The organism is Vibrio sp. Y176 (genome assembly GCF_033438945.1).
Genome location: NZ_JAWOQS010000002.1, coordinates 14,367 through 35,887 on the forward strand (window position 1 = coordinate 14,367; position 21,521 = coordinate 35,887).

17 protein-coding genes are annotated in these 21,521 nt (G+C 41.8%); all 17 read right to left on the minus strand.

The features are described 5' to 3' along the window. Positions 1-144: 144 nt before the first annotated feature. Complete coding sequence (locus R7O13_RS04380; RefSeq protein ID WP_318303114.1) at positions 145-984, minus strand: NAD/NADP transhydrogenase subunit beta; 840 nt, start codon at positions 982-984, stop codon at positions 145-147. After that, positions 985-1,275 carry a PAAR domain-containing protein gene (locus R7O13_RS04385; protein ID WP_005375969.1) on the minus strand — a complete coding sequence of 97 codons (291 nt, stop codon included), beginning with the start codon at positions 1,273-1,275 and terminating at the stop codon, positions 985-987. Between the two features lie 11 nt (positions 1,276-1,286). Next, complete coding sequence (tssI, locus tag R7O13_RS04390; RefSeq protein WP_205460990.1) at positions 1,287-3,122, minus strand: type VI secretion system tip protein TssI/VgrG; 1,836 nt, start codon at positions 3,120-3,122, stop codon at positions 1,287-1,289. Positions 3,123-3,171: 49 nt separating this feature from the next. Continuing rightward, the gene (locus R7O13_RS04395; protein ID WP_005375967.1) at positions 3,172-3,651 is read right to left on the minus strand and encodes an Hcp family type VI secretion system effector; all 480 of its coding nucleotides are present in this window, start codon (positions 3,649-3,651) and stop codon (positions 3,172-3,174) included. A 208-nt stretch (positions 3,652-3,859) separates the two neighbouring features. Next, positions 3,860-6,427 (minus strand): type VI secretion system ATPase TssH, encoded by a 2,568-nt coding sequence (tssH, locus tag R7O13_RS04400; protein ID WP_054576745.1) that lies wholly within the window; start codon positions 6,425-6,427, stop codon positions 3,860-3,862. Positions 6,428-6,437: 10 nt separating this feature from the next. Beyond that, a complete protein-coding gene (gene tssG / locus R7O13_RS04405) occupies positions 6,438-7,403 on the minus strand; it encodes a type VI secretion system baseplate subunit TssG (protein ID WP_213867748.1) in 966 nt (321 codons plus the stop codon). After that, the gene (tssF, locus tag R7O13_RS04410; protein ID WP_238967150.1) at positions 7,400-9,223 is read right to left on the minus strand and encodes a type VI secretion system baseplate subunit TssF; all 1,824 of its coding nucleotides are present in this window, start codon (positions 9,221-9,223) and stop codon (positions 7,400-7,402) included. Before tssF ends, tssG begins: the two co-directional genes overlap by 4 nt. Further along, positions 9,220-9,684, minus strand: a complete 465-nt coding sequence (tssE, locus tag R7O13_RS04415; RefSeq protein WP_017635621.1) for a type VI secretion system baseplate subunit TssE — start codon at positions 9,682-9,684, stop codon at positions 9,220-9,222. Before tssE ends, tssF begins: the two co-directional genes overlap by 4 nt. A 7-nt stretch (positions 9,685-9,691) precedes the next feature. Continuing rightward, a complete protein-coding gene (locus R7O13_RS04420) occupies positions 9,692-10,486 on the minus strand; it encodes a type VI secretion system accessory protein TagJ (RefSeq protein WP_238967149.1) in 795 nt (264 codons plus the stop codon). Positions 10,487-10,496: 10 nt separating this feature from the next. Continuing rightward, complete coding sequence (gene tssC / locus R7O13_RS04425) at positions 10,497-12,008, minus strand: type VI secretion system contractile sheath large subunit (protein WP_025767712.1); 1,512 nt, start codon at positions 12,006-12,008, stop codon at positions 10,497-10,499. 52 nt (positions 12,009-12,060) lie between these two features. After that, entirely contained in the window at positions 12,061-13,554 is a 1,494-nt protein-coding gene (tssC, locus tag R7O13_RS04430) for a type VI secretion system contractile sheath large subunit (protein ID WP_149192234.1), read from the minus strand. Beyond that, positions 13,554-14,084 (minus strand): type VI secretion system contractile sheath small subunit, encoded by a 531-nt coding sequence (tssB, locus tag R7O13_RS04435; protein WP_005387524.1) that lies wholly within the window; start codon positions 14,082-14,084, stop codon positions 13,554-13,556. Before tssB ends, tssC (R7O13_RS04430) begins: the two co-directional genes overlap by 1 nt. A gap of 15 nt (positions 14,085-14,099) precedes the next feature. Beyond that, positions 14,100-15,215 (minus strand): type VI secretion system protein TssA, encoded by a 1,116-nt coding sequence (gene tssA / locus R7O13_RS04440; RefSeq protein ID WP_017635624.1) that lies wholly within the window; start codon positions 15,213-15,215, stop codon positions 14,100-14,102. Further along, the gene (locus R7O13_RS04445) at positions 15,208-16,002 is read right to left on the minus strand and encodes a PP2C family protein-serine/threonine phosphatase (RefSeq protein WP_005375947.1); all 795 of its coding nucleotides are present in this window, start codon (positions 16,000-16,002) and stop codon (positions 15,208-15,210) included. Before R7O13_RS04445 ends, tssA begins: the two co-directional genes overlap by 8 nt. 9 nt (positions 16,003-16,011) lie before the next feature. Then, positions 16,012-16,707: a type VI secretion system-associated protein TagF gene (gene tagF, locus R7O13_RS04450; RefSeq protein WP_005387528.1), complete on the minus strand. Its 696-nt coding sequence runs from the start codon at positions 16,705-16,707 to the stop codon at positions 16,012-16,014. Continuing rightward, positions 16,689-20,207 carry a type VI secretion system membrane subunit TssM gene (gene tssM, locus R7O13_RS04455; protein ID WP_318303122.1) on the minus strand — a complete coding sequence of 1,173 codons (3,519 nt, stop codon included), beginning with the start codon at positions 20,205-20,207 and terminating at the stop codon, positions 16,689-16,691. The genes tagF and tssM overlap by 19 nt, the downstream gene beginning before the upstream one ends. 16 nt (positions 20,208-20,223) lie before the next feature. After that, complete coding sequence (gene tssL / locus R7O13_RS04460; RefSeq protein ID WP_318303124.1) at positions 20,224-21,516, minus strand: type VI secretion system protein TssL, long form; 1,293 nt, start codon at positions 21,514-21,516, stop codon at positions 20,224-20,226. Positions 21,517-21,521: the final 5 nt, after the last annotated feature.

Sequence of the window (21,521 nt, forward strand, 5' to 3'; positions counted from 1 at the left end):
AACGCGGTGAGCAAAGCTATTTTGACAAGCAAGCTGCGCCTAGTCATTGTCCAAACATCATTAAAGGGCCAGTTTCGAGTCAATCCCCCATAACATTTGCATCACTAAAACCTCAGCTACTAGAAGGAAAAGCAATAGCCAGACCTATTCGCTACGCCAATTGTATATTACTCCTACCGCATAGCCATCTGGCTCGATGTCGGCTTGCAACACGTGAAAGTCTGGGCAGGGGCTGCTTCTTTGAAGCTCATCAATCACTAACGCTTTTAAAACGCCGCCACATGCACCCAATCCGCCAAGTTTGATATCAACAAATTGATACTGAGTTTGCTCGGTCACCCACGGAGACAAGAATTGCATTGAGTTTAACCATTGCGGTTCTTCCTCATTAACGGATAAATACAATTGACTGAGTGGATGTTCACAACTTACTCCTAATTGCTTAAACACTTTGTCCACGGCGATGCGTTGTTGTTTGGCATCTAAATCAATTCGAACAACATCAGGCACAAGACCTGAATGTCGACAAAAACACTTGGTTAAAATGATAGAGCTTTGAGGTTTGACATGCCCTTCTACATCGCTCGTAACCTCTATAGTCAGTATCCAAGTCGCTTGCGTTTCATTAACTTCACGATTTATCCGATTTAGTGCCATCAAAAATGCAGCTTGGCCATAAGGATAAAAGTAAACTTCAGTATTGACAGTTTGGTCAACGAAAATAGAAAGCTCGCTTATCAATGCTTTAAGCAAACTTTTGTCTACCGAAGATGGTAAAAGAACACAGAGATTCCCCTTGATATCAGCTTGCTCAAGACTCTCGCGCTCAGAGCGCACGAGGCTTAATATATGCTCATCTATTGATTGAGCAAAGTCAGGGGATCGGATTTCCTCGGACAATCTAAAAGAATCATCAGCTATCTCGCGAACGGTGTGTGAACGGCCATTAAAGGATAGAAGATGCGTTTGAAATGCGAGTGGCATCTAGCCTCCGATTAAAACCGTAGGCATACCAGATAGAATTTTGCCACCATGAGACGTTGAATCGCCGACTCTCGCGGCTGGTTTACCGTTGATTGTTACGCTAGAAGAACCTGCTGAGATACTATCCGGAGGACCGATACAAATAAGCTTGTCGCCTTGTCTTGCCGCAGGTATCCCGCCAATCGTTACGTTTGGTGAACCAACAACGACGGGACCACCGACATGCGGTATCTTTCCTGTTTTTTTAGGGCAAAGATGAAAGCTGCCCAAAATTGCGGCTGGTTTACCCACTTTAAATCACCTTAGTTCAATGAAATTTGCCCAGCTTTAAGAGCAATAGCTGAGCCGTTAATGGATATTTTATTACCTTTGATATTGATTTCTCCAGAGCTAGACATCTGAATAGAAGCACCACCTACTTTGATCTCGACGCTCTTTCCTGCATTAAAAGACAGCACTTCACCCGTTTCATTCGAAAAGTTTTTACCTACTTTCAAGCTCGCGTTCTGACCAACCTCTTGATTAACATCATTGGTCACTTTTTCGGTTTTACTGTTTTCAACGGCGATATCAACACAGTCTTCAACTAGCATTTGGAACAGTTTTTCAGCATGAAGATAAATGTGCTCTTCACCGGGCTTATCATCAAAGCGCAACTCATTAAAATTGGATGTACCTTTTTGTACAGAGCGTGATTTATAACCACTCTGAGAACTTTGCTCTGGTAAAGCGTAAGGAGGGAGTTGACTACCGTTATATAGTGACCCCGTAACGATTGGTTGATCAGGGTCTCCGTTAACAAACTCGACGATGACCTCTTGTCCGACTCTAGGGTGAAACACCGCCCCCCATCCGTTACCTGCAATATTTTGCGCAACACGAATCCAACATGAACTATTTACATCGTATTTACCAACACGGTCCCAGTGAAACTGAACTTTGATACGGCCATGTTTGTCTATGTAAATTTCACCATCTTTGTTCCCCGTAACTACTGCGGTTTGCAAACCTTTCATCTGAGGTTTCGGGTAGTTAACTGAAGGACGCAGGATTGTCTTTGAGTCAACACAACTAAACGAGACTTTGACACCTTGCGCACCGGTGCCACCTTGACCAGTCTGGTTATAAACAGCAGCAGACAAAAAAACAGAAGACAGTACATATTCTTTGCCGACTCGAGATTTATCTTCATGCTTTTTAAACTTGAAGCACTTGCCTACACTGAATGTTCTGCACGTAGCCTCGCCACGACACAAATATGCATTTTGCTGTAGTGCTTCTATTGCATGCGTGTTTCTCAGTGCGTATTGATCATTGCTCTCCATTTCACCCATGTATTCAAAATACTCGCTTCCAGGTACTGTAAAAAAATCACTTTCACCCTTTGCAGTATTTTTAGGATTCGAAGAAGGCTTGAGCATGTTATAGCCTGACTTTTGACTCGCTTTAGTAGTCAGAATTTGCGTTTCATGCCAAGAAGAAATGTGGCTAGACTTCGCCGTACCTGTATCAAAATCGACTAAAAACTCAGTACCCGGCTTATAAAAACTGATGTCATCAAAAATATTGAGCGTATGGGCAGACTTAGTATGTGTAAAACAAAATGATAGCCCCTCCTCCGATAACAGACGTCGAACAAATTCAAGATCTGATTCTTCATATTGTACTTTGTATGTGTATTTAGGATAGGACTTGGTTAACTCAAAACTAAAGGCAACACTATGCTCCGATAGTACTTCAGAGATAATTTCCTTTATATCTTTATGCTGAAATATTCTACAATTTTTTCGATATTCAGCGAAACGTAATTTAGGCTCTATTAATAATTCTATGTTTTTATAGTTTTCGCCTTTATGTGTATTAGAAACCCTTTTCCCTTCTAATCTTGCAGCAGAAACATAACCATGCATATAACGAGGATTTGAAGAAACATCCTCATTATTTTCAAGGGTAATGGTAACTTCCTTACCAATAATTTCGTTTAACTCACTTCGTTGATCATTAAAGTAAGCTTTAGCACGCAATGAAAAAAGTTCTGAGATCTCTTCTCTATACTCAAACGAGTTTAGTATGATGGCATCTTTACCGAATGGCGAAGAAATTCGGATGAAATTGTTATCTTGAGTTGCTCTTTTCATTAAATACTTCTTTCAAAAAAATGCGGAGGAATACTCCCCCGCATGAAAATTACATTTGTTGACCTTTAACACCGCTGTAGCCGTATACCAATGGAGCAGAAGTGTTGTTCTTATCGTCAGTAGGAGTCACTGTCATCATCATTTCTGTGTAAGAAATTGTGATAGTTTCAACTGGACGATCGTCTTGGATAGAAACTGAGTAGTTAGAAATCATCGCATCAGTCAGTTCGATCTTCATGATCTCTTCAACCTTCTCACCCTGCTTAGTAATATGGAAAACCGCTGGTTTACCTTTACCAATCGTCGCTTCTTTAAATAAGTCAGGAGAAGAACGGTCTTGAAGTTTAGTGATAGTCAAATCATATAGACGAGTAGCGCTCGCTTCACGGTCCATCGCTGTACCAGTGTATGATGAGATCTCACGACCTACACTCCAATCTACAGATAGTAGTGTAATCAAATCTTTGTATTGCTCGGCTGTTGCCTCACCCTTAATATCTGCGTATTTAAGATACGTATTAGACTGCATGCTAATCTCCTATAGCATTATTAATTGACATATATCGTAGTAATTTAATTATCTGACGTTTGGTGATAATTAGTGATTAATGTATCAAAAACTTCATTTTAAATACGCCCTGTTATATCTTTAAATAAGATTTAATTTAAGCGTTTTTTATAAAAAATAATAGTTAATATGAACCAACTCCCAATTATTATTGAGAGTGTAAAGGATGTTAAACTATTGAGACATCGAGTCCACTAGTTGTACCTTTAACAATAATTTCATCAAACGTCTTATCATTAAGAATTGCATGCAATATTTCATGAGAAATCTTCGGAAGTAATGTATTTTCTATGGTTGTTTGTACCACACGCGCACCACTCCCAGACTCATTGCTATTGTCTACAATATCATTAATTAGTTCCTCATCAAAAAACAGGTCAGCGTTATAGTGCTTACGAATACGAGTCGTAATTTTATCCAACTTTAATTTTGTTATTTCTATCAATACTTTTCTTGATAGAGGCAAATAAGGTAATACATTCACACGCCCTAAAAATGCAGGTTTAAAGTCGACCAACAAATCATCGCGTAAAGCATCTTTTAGTGCTGACGGCTCAGGAGATAAATCAGGATCAGAATACAAAGACATCGTCGTTTCGGTCCCTGTGTTCGCGGTCATAATAATAATAGTGTTTTTAAAGTCTATATCTCGACCTTCACCGTCTTTAATTGAGCCTTTATCAAATACCTGATAAAAAATATCTTGAACACCAGGGTGCGCTTTTTCCATTTCATCGAGGAGAATTACACTATAAGGTTTACGTCTAACAGCTTCAGTCAGTACACCTCCTTCTCCATAACCGACATAACCAGGAGGAGAACCTAATAGCAATGAGACTTTATGCTCTTCCTTAAATTCCGACATATTGATAGTCGTGACATTTTCTTCACTACCATACACTTTCTCTGCAATCGCCAAAGCCGATTCGGTTTTACCCACTCCGCTTGGTCCGGTTAGGAGAAATACACCATTTGGTCGTGTCTCATCCGTGAGCTGCGCACTCGCGGTTTTTATCACTTCAGACATGAGCTCTAAAGCGTGATCCTGCCCGACAACTCGCTTGCACAAACTTTCTTTCAAACCCAATACTGCTTGGATTTCATCATCCTGAAGTTTACCCAGCGGTATACCGGTCCAATCCGAAATAACTTCTGCGATTAGCGCTTCATTTACATGCGAAAAAACTAAGGGCTGTGAGTTAGCGGAGAGGTTATTTTCAAGCTCTTGTAACTTGTCTCTCGCAGTCTCAGAACCCTCCTGGATTATTTGGGTTCTAAGTGACTTAGCTTCACTTACCCATTCTTTTTCTTTTTCCCAAAGTACTTCTAATTCAATAATGTCATTAGATAGCGCATCAATCTCTTTTCGGACACTTTGCAGCTGCACATCAAGAGATGCTCCTAGCCGATTCTCTTGGCTAAGATGCTCATACTCAGCTTGCTTTGCTTTAAGTTTATTTCTTTTCGCATCTAGGCCTCCCGGTGTAGATGACTGACTTAACGCAACTCGAGAGCAGGCCGTATCCAAAACAGAAACCGCTTTATCTGGCAGTTGACGACCATTAATGTATCGAGCTGATAGTTGGACCGCTGCATTGAGAGCTTGGTTAGTGATATGAACATCGTGGTGTTGTGCCATTACATCAAGTAAGCCTCGTAACATTTCGATCGCGAGTTCAGGGGCAGGCTCATCAACCTTTACGACTTGAAAACGCCTAGTTAAAGCTGCATCTTTTTCAAAATACTTTTTATACTCTGCCCACGTTGTTGCTGCGATCGTTCTGAGTTCACCTCTCGCTAATGCTGGCTTCAGAATATTCGCCGCATCACCTTGGCCCGCTTGCCCACCACCGCCAATTAGGCCATGAGCTTCATCAATGAACAATATAATAGGCTGTGGAGCGTCGTTTACTTCCTTAACAAGGTTCTTAAGCCTGTTTTCAAACTCACCTTTCATGCCTGCGCCGGCTTGCAGTAACGCCAAATCCAGAGACTTAATTGCCACATTTTGCAGAGCGGGAGGTACATCGCCATCAATGATCTTTTGCGCCAAACCTTCAACAACGGCTGTTTTTCCAACACCAGCTTCTCCCGTAAGAATCGGGTTGTTTTGTCGACGTCTTAATAAAATATCGATCATTAGGCGAATTTCATTATCTCTACCAATCACCGGATCTATTTTACCTTCCCTAGCTTGCTCAGTAAGGTCTGTTGTAAATTGATTCAAGGCGGAATTCGCGTTTGACTGCGCTAAGTCATTCGATCTTGATTGAGGCGCATTACTTTCTTTAAAGTTCAATAAGCGAGATGGTTCTATCTTGTTTAGTTCAGGACTAATCGAACCAGCCATGTTGACTAACGTATCATCAGACAAGTAGGCAAATAAAAGATGGATGCACCCCAACTGTTCTTGATTGAATTCAATGGTTGCAGACAACAAGGCATTTTGCATAACAGTCACCGTATGAGCTGATAGCCCAGGCACCGACTGGCATCCTGTTTTGTATTTTTCTAATGCCTTTTGAATATCGGTTTCAACCTTGATTTTATCGACATCAAATTCGTCAAAAACTTCAGAGTAAATATCGTCAGGATGGCGGATAATCATCATTAACCAGTGAGACATTTCAATACTGTGATGAGTTCGGGAGCTTGCCATCGCAGCTGCCTGTTCAAGTGTTTCCTTAGCCTGAGGAGACAATCTTTCGACCAACGCTGAAAGTGAGAGTGAAGCCATTACATTTCCTTTAAATAGTAATTGTTATAGTTCGATCTTTTGTACGTTCGTGTTTTTTAAGCACAGAACCAATACCTAACTGCCCCTGCTGTTTCGATAAACAAGCTTGTGGTAGCAAACTATGTTTGGTGGTGAGCTGCCACTTCAGTTGTTTATGTTTTCCAATCAACTCATAAGCAGCGTTCTTAATGATTGCTATATTGGGTTGGTTAGGAAGCAATTTACTAACTAGCTGTTTATCTTTTGGCAGAAATTCTATTGTTGTCCCCGCGTTGATGTTCCATGCTTTCGAACCCAAAGACGCTCCTAAACCAAGTTGAGCAAACTGCCCTTCAGGCATAGTTCGGGATGCAAGGCGTGTTTGCTCTTCTTTCGTAAGGTGTAACCATTGTCCTTGAAATTCATGAACTTTTACTTGGCATCCAGATAAACATTCAAGAATACTTTTTAGTCCACCTTTACTTCTCACTGGTGAAGCAAACACACCACCATAGTGCCGGGACAGTGAACTCCCTTTCCCAGTTAATGCCGATTTACAGCTTTCTAACGGCGAACGCGCGCCCTGCGCATGCGCACGAGACTGAACAGTCAGCTGACTCAGTTGCCAACATCGATAATAAAGAGATAATAAGCGATGATTGAAAATATCGTAGAAGTCCACCATAGCCGTATCGCCTTCTTTTTGGCGATGTAAAGCTAATTCACTATAGTGCTGGGGAAGCACACCTTGCTCACCCGTTAGGCCTATTAAATTGGTCTCAATCTCTAACTTGCTGTCATCTATATTTTTCAGTTCACAAAACTGAGCATTTTCAAAACCTAATGATGGATTAACCTTTAAGTTTAGCTTTTCATGCTTCGGTAACGCATCTGTTCCTATTTGCGCCTCTGCTTGCAGAACTTCGTGTTCAATAAGATGAATCGCTTCAAACAATGGATGTTGCTTTAATTCTCGATAAAATTGTTCCGCGCTCATAGCAACACCTTATCGCCAGTTAATGCGGGCCATAGGTGGAAAGACTTTCCCGTGGACTTAAGTCTTATTTCTAACTGCGTAAAAATGTTAATTTCAGCATATTGCGAGAAGTAAACAGATAAAACACTACCTAAGAGAAAGATCTGCTCTTTAGGTAAAATTTGATCAGAAACCGTCAAAATAATTTTTATACCGTGCGCAAATCCAACTTTGCCTTTCTGACTAATTCTTCCTGTAGTAGGCTCAAACTCTAACTTAGTTAAAGCATCGATTACCGCTTTCGTTTCTGCTGTCCCAGAAAATGCATAGAGATTAAGGGTCTGCTTCAAAGTTGCTAAACCATCTTCCTCGGTAAAATGGTTTAAAGTTAAAAGCTTAGTTAACTGCCATCGTGTGCTTTCATCCATTTCTGGCCGAATAGTTTCTGATAAAGAAACTAAACAACGAACAGATTCGAAATTGTCATTTACCTCCGGTAAAGATACTTGCGGCAGCCCACCTCCAAATGGAAGTTTCTGCGCTAAGTTGCGGTTACAGCACTCAGCTTCCACGTACATTAACCAGTTTTCCCGGCTATCCGGGCTGAACAATTGATGTTTTTTATCAACAAAAGAAATGTAAGTTTCTCTACCTGGCTCATCATACCCACCAGCCCAGTTCTTATCCTCACGTCTCATCAACCAATAAATCTCACTAGTGTTCGTATAATGCGTGTGCTCACCAGCGTGATAACATGGCAAATTGTGGTACGTTTTGTTCCAGTTTCTCAACGTTACGTCAGAAATTGAGACAACCTCATTACTTTCAGCTTCTTGGTATTGCGGAGACAAGTGGTAATCGTATTCAGTTGGTAGAATACGCTTAGGCTCCATAATACTTTTAAATAAGTTGATCACAGGCACACAGCCTACCATTAAGCTTTCTTCGTCCACTTGCTTTGGAAGCCAGTCATCGTTGGTATCAAAGTAAAAATACAGTTCGACTTGCTCTCTAAGATCTAGCTCTGATAATCCAAGTTCGGTGATATCAAAGAACATAAACTTCTCAGGAAAGTGTAAATACTCAACAAGTAATCTTGCTCCTGAAAAGCTTCTTTTACTGTATGGCACAACTTTCTCATCTTCTGAAAATCCCACTTCAGAAAGATGCCTTTTGGTTAAAGGACGAACTTCTTTGCCATCCACAACAACAGATAAACCAATTAGGTTTTGAAACAGCATTTGGTAGAGCTTAAAAGTCAATTGAGATTGACCGTTTAAATAGAAGCGCAGCCGTTCTATCCCCATTTCACCAAGAGGAGTCTCTTCATCTTGAGCCGTGAGCTGTACTTTCAAAACTGAATGAGCATTGCTTTCCCATCGTGAGCCAACTGGCTTGAAAGGCGCATTTTTAAAAACGCCAGAGGTCACATCAACAGGATACATTCTGACCGGATAACAAGTTCTAAACTCGCACTCATGATATCCAGGAGCACCGATAACAACTCGCTCGCCTTCTTCTACATCAAAATAAGAGGAAGTGGAGTTAGAACAGCTCATTTTAATGACTGACATTGACGGGATTGGGGCGTGAAAATCAGGATATAACTGTCCCATCAAAGACTCTGTAAATTGAGGGTAACTATTGTCTAAGCTTTGTCTAATCCTTGCTGTTAGAAATGCGCAGCCTTCTAACAATCTTTCTACGTGCGGATCGTCAACCTGTTCCTCACTAATACGAAGTCTCGCAGCAATCTTAGGATACTGCTCCCCAAATTCTTGCCCTTTGTGACGCAAATAAGCTAACTCGCGATTATAGTACTTGAGAAACTCTTCACTCATTTTGCTCTACTCAGTTTCATACCTAAATTTACCGGCTCTACTTCAGAATTGAATCGCACTTCATGAATACTGTTATCAATTAAGCAAGTGGCATTTATCTGTAACCTCAATACCCTATCAATAGCGTTTTTCTCGTCTGAAATCTGGACATGAGGGTTCCTTAACCTCGGCTCAAACTCTTTAATTGCATCATGAACGATGTCGCAAAGCTGATTCTGCCCTTCTTGGCTGCTATAGGGCATTGAGGAAAAATCTGGCAGCCCATAATTCAATATTGAATAACGAACCTCTAAAAGATCATCAGGAATGTTTTTCCATCCAATACGACTATTCAGCATCGACTCTAGATCTCTAAGTAAGCTGCTCAACATCTGTTGCTGGCTTGCAGGGAAGTCTTTCTCATCTCGAGTGAGAGGATCACTATCTATCAATTTGTCGAGCAGAGAAACGGTTAAAGACATGATATTTCTACGCTATTTGTTTCTGTTCTAATAATGTAGTCAAATCACAGATTGGAAGTGCTAAATCACCGACTAACCAACATTTTTGACCCAAGCCAACAAAAGATTCTTGCTCACCAATCTGCTTCCAATCCGTTTCTCGGCCTAACTTTTGTGCATCGGTCTCTGAGTCAACATATGTCAACGGCATATGGCCTTCGCCTTCACCGAGTCCATCGATATCAAACTCGACAGGTCGCCAAATACTCTCTAACAAAGAAGTAGGTGCTTTAACTTCTAGCGTATGGATGCTCGATATGGGTACAAGAAAATAGTTACCTGCTGTAGAAAACAGTTCAATGTAACCACCTAAACGATCATCAATATCTCTAGCATCTTCGTAGTTTGTGCCGTTTACGTTAAACCCTTTAATAGTACGATGCTCTTCAATGCGATGCGATAGACGTGACGCTTCTTCGTACTCTTGATTTCCGAGAGCAAGATTAAATCGAACAAGCTCTTTAGTTAATTCCTCATCACCTAATACTTTGGCACTAGCCGCACCATTGATAAAATCCTTTCTAGCTTGAGCTGCTTTCACTAAATGTCGTAGCTGACTTGCACCAGGCAGATACTCAGGAAACAATTTAATCGATTGCATGAGCTGAGCGTCCGCACGCTCGAAGTCCCCATCAATGCAAAGAAGCTCAATGAAGGAACTTCTCAAGCTCGCATCTTTAGGTGTTGCTTTAATTTCATCAGTTAACTGCTCTAGAGCGTGTTGCAATAGGCCTTGGGACAAAGCATTTTTCCATTGAGTCATTGTTATTTCCTTACACCATGTGCTCTGGTGATAATTCGGTAATTAATTTAATGCTAGATACCATTTGATCGAGTTGAAAATGCGGTCGCAAATGGATAACTGAGTAATAATGTCCAGGAGTTTCTCTTTTCTCTCGAACTGTAATTTTCGCTTCATTTAGGGGATATTTAGCTCGAAGCTCATCAGACGCTTCATCTGATGCGGTAGTGTACTGATGTAACCAGCGTTGAAAGTCACGCTCTAGGCTTTCTGCGTCTTGATACCCACCAATTTTGTCACGCCCCATAACCTTGAGATAATGTGCGACTCGCGATACACACAATGTGTATTGCAACATCGATGTCAGTTTTGCATTCGTTGAAATATGCTTTTCTGCGTATTGTTTGGGCTTGTAGAGAGATACATTCGAGGTCATCCCTACCATATCAGTCTCAGGTATTGGAGAAATAGAAATAAAACCGCACTCAGACAATTCTTGTTCTTTTCTCTCAGAGATTTTCAAGTTTAACGGACATCTTTCACGATCATTCTTGCCGTTAACACGCATCTTGCTCCTTGTAGGAGCGACGATAATGCCCTGACTGTAATCGCCTTGTTTAATCCCTCGCATATGCGTGAACCAACCATGTTCCTGAAATGCTCTAATTGATACGGCAGCAAAACAGTACGCACTACTCCCCCATAGCAAATCTCGGTTGGAGTCGTAGATGTGTTCTTGAAAATTGAATTTATCATTCCGCGAGCCATCACTTTTGTATGGCTGACGGAACAAGACGTTAGGTGCAGTCAAACCAATAAATTTAGCGTCATCGTTGTCTCTCAAACTACGCCACTTTGCATAATCTTCCTGTTCAAATTGGGCCGCTATATCTCTTATCGCAGAGAGTTGAGCGAAACTATCAACACCAAACATCTCTGGCGATGCAGACATGATAAATGGGCTGAATGCTGCAGCTGCAGACTGAGAGATCTTACTCAACACAGACAGATCTCTATCAAAATAATTTTTACTAGGATCACAGCGAAGCTGATAATCTCCAACCACCACACCAAAGGGTTCTCCCCCTGCCATGCCATATTCATTTTGATAGAGCAACTTAAATAGTGCTGATTGGTCAAACTCGATGGCTTTTAAAGCATCTTTACTGATTTCATTCCATGTCGCCGTTAAAACCTTAACTTTTACAGAATCCGATGAACGAGAATCAACCTGTTCACATAAATACCTAACTCCAACCCACCCCCTTTCGAGCTGTTGAAACTCAGGATGATGTAATATTTCATTTAGTTGAGATTCTAATAGCTCATCAATGCGGTTAATTGTGTTCATCACACTATGACGAAAGCTGTCTAAATCTCTTGAACGTGTACCTTCTAGCCAAATTCGCGCTGACGATACAAGATCAGAAGATTCATTGAATCGAGTCAACCACGGGCTATCAAGTTCAGCGTAGCCTCCGGTACTGAACTCATGTTTTAGCTTGCTAGGGTCGCGAAAGTTAAGTGACACTGCTAATTCCATCTAGAACATAAAGATTGGTCATGGCTGGCCTTTCGACCAGCCAATTCGTTTCTTATCCACCTGACTGAGGGATCTTGGCCACAAGTCGCAAAGATGTCGTCAGTTCTTCCATTTGCAACCAAGGTTTCAGCCATGCTACGGCATTGTAAGAACCAGGTGCGCCAGGAATTTCCTTAACCTGAACACGAGCGTCTGCTAGAGGGTATTTCGCTCTGATCTCTTGACCACCGCCTTCAGAAGCATTGACGTAACCTAGGATCCAGCGGTTCAGCCAAGACTCAACGTCTTCTGCTTCCATAAAGCTACCAATTTTATCTCGAGCCATTACTTTCAAATAATGCGCAAAACGAGATGTTGCCATCATATAAGGTAGGCGGGCAGAAATGGCCGCATTGGCCGTTGCTTCAGGGGATTCATGGTTCGCTGGTTTTTGACAGGTTTGCGCACCAAAGAACACTGCATAGTTGGTGTTTTTGTAGTGACAAAGCGGTAAGAAACCAAGCTTACCAAGCTCCGCCTCACGTCTGTCGGTAATACCAATCTCTGTTGGGCACTTCATATCAGGGTCGCCATCATCACTCATGAAGAAATGCGTTGGCAAGTTATCCACTCGACCGCCGCCTTCTGCACCACGGATGGCAGTACAAAATCCATATTTTGAAAATGCGTCGGTTAACTTAACACCAAGAACATACGAAGAGTTCATCCAACAGTAGTCGTTATGTTCAGCGTTAACAGCAATACCTGAAACAGGATCTACTTCGAACTCTTCAAACCCAAACTCTTCGACTGGAGCGGTAGCTTGTCCGTATGGCAAACGAGCAAGGACTTTTGGCATCGTCAGACTAACGAAGCGCGAATCGGCACTCTCGCGGAACGAACGCCATTGGGCGTATTCTAGTGATTCAAATACCTTATCTAGGTCGCGTGGTTTTGACAGCTCAGTCCACTCATCAAAGCCGAATAGTGCTGGTGAAGCCGCGGACAAGAATGGAGAGAAACCAGAAGCCGCTACATTTGACATTAGGCGTAACGACTCAATATCTTCTGGGTGGTTGGTAAACTCATAGTCTCCAATCAATGCACCATACGGTTCACCACCAGCACTACCAAACTCAGACTCGTAAACCTTTTTAAAGATCTGGCTTTGATCAAACTCAACAGCTTTGCTCAAGTCTTTATGTAGCTCTTTCTTGGTCATACTAATCATGCGAACTTTCAGAGTAGAGCTGGTCTCTGAATTCATCACTAGATAATTTAAGCCGCGCCAAGAACCTTCGAGTTTCTGTAATTCTGGGTGATGCATTACTTCAGACAACTGATCAGAAATCTGCCTATCGAGCAAATTAATCGCTTCACGAAAAGTTACTGTTAGGTTTTTGTTCCAAGTAACTGTCCCTTTCATTGCTTCTTCAGCGAGCGTTTTAATCAGCTCCTCAGCACGAGAAGCTTCGGTCTGCTTTGTCGCACCAATAGCTTGATCTAAGAATGAAGTTGTCTGTTCATTAACTGTTGGATCTAACTGTTTTTCAGCTTCAGTCGTCATTATTCCGCTCCTTCAGTACTGTCTGACTTCGCTTTCTTGTCAAGATCTAACTCGCCTGCAAGTCTTGCCAGATTGTCCGTATTGTTCAAAACATCCTCTAGGATATTTTCAAGCTCTTCTGAGCGGTCAACTTTTGTCATCAAATCACGCAGTTTATTACGCGTTTCCATCAATTGGCGTAGTGGATCAACTTGATTTACGATCGCAGCAGGCTCAAAGTCTTGCATTGATTTAAAGTTTAAATCGACCTCAAACTGTGAATCGTCATTCGCAAGCTTATTCGCAACTTTAAACTTCACCGATGGATTCATTTTTTTGAGTACATCGTCAAAGTTATCTCGATCGATCTGAATAAAACGGCGGTCTTTTAATGGCTTCAACGCTTCTGTGTTTTGACCAGCGAAATCACCCATTACACCTACAACAAAAGGCAGTTCTTTCTTAAGAGTTGTACCTTCAGTTTCAACATCATAGGTAATGTGGACACGAGGCTTCCGTACTCGTGATAGTTTCGAGTGGATACTCGTCATACCATTCTCCCTTTATTAATTTTCATTTTGTTCTGCTATGCCAACCAAACGGAAGTAGCTTTTCTTTGCATCCCCGTCGGAGATAAGTTCCGCCAGTAACTCCGGCAGAGGCATCCCACACCAACGAATGATCTGTTCGATGGAGTAAGAAACTGGTGAGTGAGGTTCACTCTCTCGGAAGAAATCAGCTACTTGCTGCAATTGTCTAATTGCCTGCTCTCGTGATTTCATGTTTGTCGCTAATAATGCGTCACAACTTTGTGCACTTAACGGTTGTTCAGAAGAAGATTCATCAAGATCCTCTAGCTCTTCAATCACTGCTTGTGGTTGATTAAAACGGTCTCCAAGAAGGTGCTTTAATGCCGAGTGTATTGATTCAAGTCTTTTTGATATATAAGAGCTAGGAGTCACATCACCGACCGCTTCATCTAATCGCTGACTGAATTCATTAAATGATTCCGTAGCGAACTCCAAATCCGTGATTAATTCTCGATAAAACGTATCAGAAGTCGACTTAACCGTAGTTGTAATTTCAGATAGCTCAACAGCCCCAAGCTCGACTCGATTTCGGCGCTTATCTTCGTCTAAGCGCTCAAGCTCTATAGCTTGCTGATATTCCCAATAGGCATAAGCTTGCTCTACGCCTAAGTCAGTCAATGGTATACAAGCAATTGGAAAAATAAGTGTTCCTTCACTATCGATACCATTGAGGCCAATAATCGCCGATATTCTTGTCTCAATACCATCTTCATCAGGCATTGGGTACAGATCATCCCAAAAGTTCTCAATTAAACTGGTTGCGAGTTTGTAGCCAACGCCCATACCACGAAAACCATACAATCGAGTTAGGGCTTCTATAAGCCAGGCAACAAATTCCAAATCTTTAGACTGATTCGTGAGTATTTCTGGGACATCTTCAATAAATACTCGCCATAAATTACTGTGGGTATAGATACTTTCTTCTTCTATAAGAGCGTTACGTTCAGCGTTGCGGGCGGCCATACGCTGATCTTTCAACCGATAGTAAGCAGACTGTGGTGATACATCCTCTCTAGGATCAACACCTGTAGGATTTTCTTGAGATATAGGAGCCAACGCTTGTTCATACCAATCAAACATTTCATTACTCATAAGCTCTCCCTCTTAGAAAGACAGGTATTGTCGCGTCTTCTCTAGTTACTGTTTCGCACTCCGTTTGCGCTTGGCGAACTTTGATCAAAGCACAAGTTACGTTATCACTTGCGCCCCGAACCAAAGCCGAATGCATGAGCGCTAATCCAGCTTGGTTGACTGAGTCTGCATACAATGTCCGATGAATTTCATCACTCGTAAGTTCCTTAGAGAGCCCATCGCTACAGAGTAAAAACTGATCGCCGTCAGCCAACTGCCCTGAAACTTGATCAATAGTGACACTTTCGTCGACCCCAACAGCTCTGGTAATAACATTTGCAAGAGGGTGAGATTCGGCATCTTCAAATGCCAATAAGCCCTGATCCACTAAGTCCATGACTTGACTATGATCACGTGTTTTTTGGACAAAATTACCACTTCTAAGCTGGTAAATTCGGCTATCCCCCACCCAAAGACAGTGGTAATACCCATCCTGAATAAACAACAAAACAAGTGTTGTTCCCATCGTTTTACCGTCTAAGTGATTTTGTGCGTATTGGTAAATTTCTAAGTTCGCTTCTTGAACCACTCTTCGGATATCATCGATATTAGTATTGGAGACATCCTGCATGTGGCGCGCGACTCTATCCACTAGCATCTGGCTTGCTATATCGCCAGCACTGTGTCCACCCATTCCATCGGCAACCACCCAAATATGCTGCTCTGTCATATCCAACAGAGCATCCTCGTTATAAGGGCGTACTTTTCCTGCGTGCGATTTAGCAAAGGTAAAATAGTTCCAATTCATTCTTCTATCCTACCAATTCCACTTTTTCCAGCCGCCATCAAGCATGGCTGAAAACTGACCAATTGAAGGAAATCCACTAGTAATGAACATGCATGGTTCAACCTTCGTTGAACCTTCAGTCCACCAAAAACATGGTTTACTCAATTTTTCTTTAATGAGGTAATTCAAAAGCGTATTTTGATCAGTATTGCCGTGATCATGAAAAACTGTAGATATTTGGCTTTGATAAAGAAACTCTAGAGGCCTCACTTCACTTGTTACATTCGCAACGAGGTCATTTTTTTCTTGAGTACTCTTATGCCAAACATCAAAGACAAAGTCGTCCTCAAGTACTGAAAGAGCAAGAGCGGCACTGTCCTCTGTCCAAGCTCTGTCACCCCAATATTGCGCAGCTTCACCTTTTACGGCACGAGCTATAGTAAAGAAAAAGTATCTACCGCATGCATCAACACTAGGAATCATGCTACCAATGTAGGTTGAGTCTTCTAAATAGCTAATATCCAAAGCAAAGTGCCACACAGGAGCCGTTAAAAAGTGCTCATTCCAGCTTTCACCCAGTTGTTCCCTGCTGACTGCAATAACCGCCTGTTGCCAATCATGCCAACGCTCCGAGAAATCTTGTGATAAACCATCTTTCACAAAGTCCCCTTTTGCAGGCATTTTACCGATATAGCCCCAGCCTGATGTTATAAGGTTCGTGGACATCTGAACCTCTCCATTTCATTTGACCAAAACGGATTAATGGCACTAGAAGGAATAAGCTCTAGCTGCACCTTATTTCCCTTTAAATCAATCATAACTATATTGTCTTTACGCGATTCTGGCCTTGCTTTAAGTGATTGATCCAAAAGCTTGAATATGCCCCACTCACCTTCATAGGTATGCGCAATTTCGCGTTTAGATTCAGGTGGTGTGAACACAATTCGAGTCTGATCTTGACCGGCAGGCCAACTCAACGATTTAGCTCTTGCTGGTCCATGCTTATAAACCAAATCTTGTCCACCCAACTCTAAGACAAATCGAGTAATGTGCTGGTCTAGATAAACAGGCCTCATCCCAAACTCTACGCGTAAGGAATTATCAGATTCAAAGAAAGACTGCCTGATACGTTGCGCTCTTTGAAAGACCATTAGTGTTTCTGGACGAACTCCAATTTCCTTTTCTAATCGCCAACGACTTTTCGAAGTATCCACAAACGGTTCGAGGTATTCTTGGAAGAATGCGTCAAGCGTACCTCCATAACCAAAGAATCGCTTAAAGTCTTTCAATCTAACTTCTCTGCTCGCGTTGGGCTCGAATGGATATCTGCCAGCAATAGTCCGCTGATAAGGGCGGACCACCTGTGTTACCCAAAGTTGATTTAGATGATCCTTCGAACCGCTCTCCGCAAACTTAACCGACTCTTGAGAAAGCTCACCTAGCCATTGATTAAATGGTCTCGGCAAAAGTTCTTTAGCACGAGCAAAGGAAGCTGCGACATCTTGTGTAACGGTTCCATCTAAAATACTTTTGTAGGCAATTTTCTGATTGTTACCAGAGCTTGATAAGTCACTTAAATACGAACGCAAGTTAACCATTGCTTGTTGAATATCATCAAAGTCTTGCTCACCAAGGCGTAAGATCTCTGAAAAATGCGATTCGACTTCTTTACCTGGCAGAGCAACATTGAAACCGTTTTCTTCAGGTAAATACATGTCTAGTCTATCTGCCGTATTTGAAAACTTAACTTTGGCAACTTTACCAGCAACTTCAGAAGCGGCTTTTTGATTTTCTGACAATGATACTTTTGATAGAGCAACCTCTTTTTGGATTGCTCTCAACAAAGATTCGATTGGTCTTTCAACTCCAGATAAAACCCTCGCTTGCTCTGTCGCAAGTTCTAGGCTCGGAGCCTGCTTCAATTGAATATCTTCGATCAACGTTTTCCATTCATTAACATAATCTTGATAGTATCGTGACTGAACGCCTTGGATGGCACTATCTTGATCAATTTCATGAGCCTTAAGATCGTCACCATAAACCCAGTTCTCTTCCATTAGGCTTTTTACTGTACGGTTGATCTGAATCTGAAAAATGCTATGAAAACCATTGTACGTGTAGAAGCCCGAAATGCCTTGTGATAGCGGTTTTCCACTAGCTCGCTCGAACTGCTCAAGCCCTTTAGGTCCCAATACATCAGTCAAGCGAAATGAAGGTACATGACTCTTAGAAAATTGTATTTTCATTCGCTGATAAGCACGTTCAGGTAGAGACATTTGAGTCAACACTTCTCGAGCACTCGTCACAGCAGCAGTGTTGTAAGTAAAGCCTTGTCCATCGTTGCCTAATAAATATTGAGTGTGCTGTAACAAGCGTCTTCTTAAGTCTGCGTTTAGCTCACCCGGATATTGACGTTCGAAATAAAAGTTAAACCAAGCCAACACTTCATCTTGTTGATATTTGTCTGGATTGAATAACATCAAATACGTTTTTAACGTTTCGTACAAATACTCACGATGCTGTTGATTGCTCTCCATTTCTGACACCAGGCTATCAAGAAGCAAAGGGGCGTAATATTGGGTCAAAGCATCAGAATATGCATTGCTTGCCGCCTGAGATACTTTGTCTCCTTGATAGAGACCAAACCTCTTTACAGAGTCGGCATCACCGTAGTTGCTTTGCTTTCCGAGAGGAAGCGTCATCAACCTATCTAATGTTTCTACAGCTGAAACAATATCCGCTTCAAAATCTAAACTTTGAGCGCCAATCATTGCATCAATATGGCTAGCTTGTTCATTGGTGTCGACAATTAACTGTGAGTTCCACTTATAACTCATAAACCAAAGCGAAGAAGCTCCGAGCAGTAGCGTTGTACATCCAATGTAAACACCTCGACGCATCCAACCTGACTGCTTTTGATAGTGACGATTAACTGTTCCTAACAGTTGCTCTTTGAAAATAACCTTGTCAAAAAGATTCTTTACGAAATAACTATGAGAACCAGTCTGACTCTTTGCTAGAGCTAATCGATTTAACCCAAGTCCATTGGTTGATTCATTCATCAGCTTATCGACTGGTAAGCCTTCTTGGACCGAACTCAACATAAACACACCACGAATCAAGGCAGGCTCTTCAAAACTGTTTTGTGCAAAAATTTCAGCTAAAAACTCGTCAAGATTAGCTTGTAGCACTCTTAATTGCTTTGGAAATTCAAAGATAAGCGCGCGTTTATCTAAATCGTCCTCTGTTTCAAGTATTCTAAGCATACGGGCATCAAGGCGCTCCAACATGCCATGAAATTCTTTGTTGAATAGAGAAATAACGCCTCTTTCATCATCCACTTCACGAGGGAACATGAAACCAAATAATTCCTCTCGCTCTTCCTTACTTAAATCGGCAAAGAACTCATTGAAACCGGCAACTAAATCCATTTTGGTGAGCAGTACGTAAATCGGAAACTGCATGCCTAACTGGTTTTTCAGTTCTTGAAGTCTCGACTTAATTGCTCGAGCATGAAGACTTCGCTCGGTTCGAGTCTGAGACATCACGCTGGCTAAACTTATCGTAACAATCGCACCATTAATTGGTCTTTGCGTTCTATACTTTTTCAACAATCCTAAGAAACCATGCCACGCTTTAGAGTCGACCTTTTCTTGACTGTCTTGTGTCGTATACCGGCCAGCCGTATCTATAAGAACTGCTTTATTTGCAAACCACCAATCACAGTGGCGAGTGCCGCCTACACCGGCAATAGAGTCAGAGCCAAGGCTGTCTCCTAATGGAAACTCTAACCCCGACTGCTTTAATACGGTTGTTTTCCCCGTTCCAGGAGGGCCAATCAATACATACCACGGTAAGTCATACAAACTTCTCTTGCCTTTGTGTGTTTTCGTCACTACTTTTACAGCTTGCTCAATACGCTCGCGCATTAAGTCAATTTCACTTGCCGCTTCTTTATCTGATTGGCTATCAACCTCAAGCAACGTTTGAATACTTTCGTCTTCTTTCACCTTTTGCTTATGCTGCTTGGTAACGTTAAATATCGCCCAAAGCAACACCAACACAAGAATAGTGACTAGCCGTTGAAAGTCACTCTTTAGGGGCTCATATCCCGCTATCGTAACAAGTGGACCAACAACCCAAATGAAAATAGAACAAGCAGCGACACCGATAAGGCCGAGAAACCATCTTTGAGTAAATATTCTGCCAATTTCTTTAATACGCATCTCTATCTACCTATTATTAATTCGCGACAAGAAGGTCGATTTCAATCCGGCGGTTAATAGCTCGGTTTTCATCACTACTGTTTTCAACTAATGGTCTTGCATCCCCCAATCCCTCGGGTATCACTCGCCCTTCTAATGCACTATTCGAGATCAGTTGTTCAGACATAGCAGTGGCTCGAGCTAATGATAGGTGCCAGTTCGAGGGATATTTACTCGTGAAAATAGGCCTATCGTCGGTGTGACCAGTAACAATGATCTTGCCTTGGGTCGACTCCAATGTTCTCGCAAGCTTAGAAATAACGGGTTGGATGTAAGCGACAACATCAGCACTACCTGATTCAAATAGATCTTGAGACTTTAACGAAATTCTTACCCTGTCTTGCAGCGGCTCAACATTGATTAGCCCCTTACCGATCTCAGTTGCTAGATACATTGAAATCTTTTCTGCAATTGGCGCTGATTTTGATTCTGACGTTGCATCTTGGTTAAGTTGTTGCGGTTGAATCAAATTGACTAATTGAGAAAAGGTGCGATTGGATGCCTTATTTAGCTCATAGCTAAAATACATATATATGCAGACCAATAATGCCGCCGTTACAGAACATACAACCCAAAGAGGGGCTCTATCAGAAGCCTTTGAGCCATTCAAAATGTGTTGGTCGATACTATTACTTAGCTCCTGAGGGACTCCTCTCCCATAAGACTTAAGAGTAGCAATAACCTGTCTTCTCAATTTCCGGTGCGATTCCAGTCCATTTTTTTCTAAACGGTATTGACCCAGAAACCCGAGAGATAAGCACACATACATTAGTTCAAGCAAATCTAAGTTCGCATCTGGTTTCGCCATGCACTTATCAAGATGCTTAAAGAACGCTTCCCCACCTTGACTGCTAGCATAGAAGGAGCTAAGTAATGAATCGTGACTCCAGAATGAATTCCCACCCCAATTGGTGTTAAGGACAACTTCATCTAGTGAACAGCATAAACAATAACGAGCTGTATCAATGGTATCCAAATCAACGTCATGCTGACGTAATCGGTTCTCATAATCTCTAAGCTTTTGTGCCAATGTCTCTTTTAGAAACAACGGATCGGAATGAGTCGCTGTCGACCGAATTTGACCGATAATAGATAACAGGCCATTCGCCTCTGCTAGTAGAGAGTTATTCCCATAAGCGACCACTGAATCATTGTTCACCAATTCAGGGCTTTTTGAGATAACTACGGTATTATCCACAGACTTTTCTGATTGTGGTTTCGATGCGGGTGCTCTTCCACCCGGTGTTGGTTTTACTATCGTTTGTTCCATACAGA

Excerpts from the sequence above, each read along its gene's own strand:
- R7O13_RS04380 (WP_318303114.1), bottom strand. The coding sequence starts at position 984 with ATGCCACTCGCATTTCAAACGCATCTTCTATCCTTTAATGGCCGTTCA.
- tssI (WP_205460990.1), bottom strand. The coding sequence starts at position 3,122 with ATGAAAAGAGCAACTCAAGATAACAATTTCATCCGAATTTCTTCGCCA.
- R7O13_RS04395 (WP_005375967.1), bottom strand. The coding sequence starts at position 3,651 with ATGCAGTCTAATACGTATCTTAAATACGCAGATATTAAGGGTGAGGCA.
- tssH (WP_054576745.1), bottom strand. The coding sequence starts at position 6,427 with ATGGCTTCACTCTCACTTTCAGCGTTGGTCGAAAGATTGTCTCCTCAG.
- tssG (WP_213867748.1), bottom strand. The coding sequence starts at position 7,403 with ATGAGCGCGGAACAATTTTATCGAGAATTAAAGCAACATCCATTGTTT.
- tssF (WP_238967150.1), bottom strand. The coding sequence starts at position 9,223 with ATGAGTGAAGAGTTTCTCAAGTACTATAATCGCGAGTTAGCTTATTTG.
- tssE (WP_017635621.1), bottom strand. The coding sequence starts at position 9,684 with ATGTCTTTAACCGTTTCTCTGCTCGACAAATTGATAGATAGTGATCCT.
- R7O13_RS04420 (WP_238967149.1), bottom strand. The coding sequence starts at position 10,486 with ATGACTCAATGGAAAAATGCTTTGTCCCAAGGCCTATTGCAACACGCT.
- tssC (WP_025767712.1), bottom strand. The coding sequence starts at position 12,008 with ATGGAATTAGCAGTGTCACTTAACTTTCGCGACCCTAGCAAGCTAAAA.
- tssC (WP_149192234.1), bottom strand. The coding sequence starts at position 13,554 with ATGACGACTGAAGCTGAAAAACAGTTAGATCCAACAGTTAATGAACAG.
- tssB (WP_005387524.1), bottom strand. The coding sequence starts at position 14,084 with ATGACGAGTATCCACTCGAAACTATCACGAGTACGGAAGCCTCGTGTC.
- tssA (WP_017635624.1), bottom strand. The coding sequence starts at position 15,215 with ATGAGTAATGAAATGTTTGATTGGTATGAACAAGCGTTGGCTCCTATA.
- R7O13_RS04445 (WP_005375947.1), bottom strand. The coding sequence starts at position 16,002 with ATGAATTGGAACTATTTTACCTTTGCTAAATCGCACGCAGGAAAAGTA.
- tagF (WP_005387528.1), bottom strand. The coding sequence starts at position 16,707 with ATGTCCACGAACCTTATAACATCAGGCTGGGGCTATATCGGTAAAATG.
- tssM (WP_318303122.1), bottom strand. The coding sequence starts at position 20,207 with ATGCGTATTAAAGAAATTGGCAGAATATTTACTCAAAGATGGTTTCTC.
- tssL (WP_318303124.1), bottom strand. The coding sequence starts at position 21,516 with ATGGAACAAACGATAGTAAAACCAACACCGGGTGGAAGAGCACCCGCA.